General features: G+C 66.7%; 1 protein-coding gene. It reads left to right on the top strand.

Features of this window, described 5'->3' with window-relative positions; all coding sequences use genetic code 11:
- The first annotated feature begins 139 nt into the window (after positions 1 to 139).
- On the top strand, positions 140 to 1897 hold the full coding sequence (locus B1A78_RS21650) for a ParB/RepB/Spo0J family partition protein (RefSeq protein WP_077148892.1): 1758 nt from the start codon (positions 140 to 142) through the stop codon (positions 1895 to 1897).
- The last annotated feature ends 87 nt before the right edge of the window (positions 1898 to 1984 follow it).

Raw genomic sequence — 1984 nt, 5'->3', positions numbered from 1 at the left:
GCCGCAAGATTGCGCGCGCCAGCGACACCGAGCTTCCGCCGACTGGCGGATGACGCGCGGCGCGTTCCCGCCGCAAACAAAGCCGGTCCGTCCAAATCGCGAAATCCCGACGGACCGGCGCTCACAAGGAGCGACTATCATGAAACTCGACTTTATCGACCTTGGCAAGCTGTCGATCAGCAAGGCCAATATGCGCTATGCGAAGAAGGCGCCGGACGTGTCCGACATCCTTCCGACCATCCGCGCGCGCGGCGTTCTTGTGCCGCTGATCGTGCGCCCGAACTGCGCCGAGGGCGCATTCGAAATCGTCGCGGGCGCGCGCCGCTACACCGCCGCCAAGCTCGTCGCCGACGAGCGCGGCGACGCGGCGGGCGACCCGCTGCCCTGCGCGATCCTCGACGAGGAGGACGATGCCGCTGCCATCGAAGCGTCGCTGATCGAGAATATCGCGCGGCTCGCGCCCGACGACGTGACGCGCTGGGAAACCTTCGCGAAGCTCGTCCGCGAAGGCCGCGAGGTCGCCGATTTGTCGGCGACCTTCGGCATTCCCGAAACCGGCGTGAAACGCATCCTCGCGCTCGGCAACCTCCTGCCGCGCGTCCGCGAACTCTACCGGCGCGAGGAGGTCGATGCCGCAACGGTGCGGCACCTCACGCTTGCAAGCAAGAGCCAGCAAAAGACGTGGCTCGCGCTGTTCGACGATCCCGACGCCTATTGTCCGACCGGACATCAGCTGAAAGCCTGGCTGTTCGGCGGGGCGTCAATCAAGGTCGACCATGCGCTCTTCGATGTCGAGGCGAGCGGCCTTGCGGTCGTCGCCGACCTGTTCGGCGAGGATCGCTATTTCGCCGACGCCGACGCCTTCTGGAAGGAACAGGAGGCCGTCATCGCGGCGCGAAAAGAGGATTATCTCGATGCCGGATGGCCGGACGTTGTGATCGTCCCGCGCGGCGAATATTTCTCGTCATGGGAGCATCGCAAGGCGCCCAAGCGCAAGGGCGGGCGCGTCTATATCTATGTGCGCGAAAGCGGCGAGGTCGATTTCTTCGAGGGCTATGTAACCGCGAAGGAAGCGAAGCGTCTCGACGCGGGCGAGGCAATCGCGACTGGTCCCAAGCCCCCGCGCGCCGAGGTCAGCGGCACGATGCAAACCTATATCGACCTGCATCGCCATGCCGCCGTGCGCGCCGCGCTCGTCCATCACCCGAAGGTCGCGCTGCGGCTGATGGTCGCCCACGCGATTGTCGGCTCGCATCTGTGGAACGTGCGGATCGAGCCGCAGACCGCGCGGAACGATGCCGTGCGCGAAAGCGTCGAACTGTGCAAAGGCGAGAGCGATTTCGACCAGCACCGGCGCGCGGTTCTCGCGCTGCTCGGCTTCTCGGCGGAGGAGCCGACCGTGACCGGCGGCAACGGCGACGAGTTCGGGCTGGTCGAGCTGTTTCTCCGGCTGCTCGACCTTCCCGACCGCGCGGTGATGGACGTCATCACCGTCGTGATCGGCGAAACGCTCGCGTCGGGCAGCGCCGCCGTCGAGGCGGCGGGCCTCGAAATCGGAGTCGGCATGGCGCAATATTGGCAGGCCGACGATGCCTTTTTTGAATGCTTGCGCGACAGGGAAGTCCTGTCGGCCCTCGTGGACGAGGTCGCGGGCGAGGAGGTCGCCGCCGCCAACGGACAGGAGAAGGCCAAGACCCTGAAACAGATCGTTCGCGACCATCTGGACGGCGCGAACGGACGGCCCAAAGTCGAGGCATGGGTGCCGAAATGGATGGCCTTTCCGCCTGCCGCCTATACCGCGCGCGGCGGCGTCGGCACGGTAGCCGCCCATGCGAGAGTGCAGGCCGCGCGCGCCGACCAGCAGCCCGAACCGACGGCAGCACGCGAAGCCGCGTGAGAAAATAAGCGGGCGGCGTAACAGCGTCGCCCGCCCTGAAATCCGCTTGCCGCCCGCCGCTTTCGCAGCGCGGGCGGCGTAACAGCG

Origin of the sequence: Sphingopyxis sp. KK2 (genome assembly GCF_001990265.1) — a bacterium.
In the GTDB taxonomy this organism is placed as follows: Bacteria; Pseudomonadota; Alphaproteobacteria; order Sphingomonadales; family Sphingomonadaceae; genus Sphingopyxis.
This window is presented reverse-complemented; position numbering and strand designations above follow the sequence as displayed.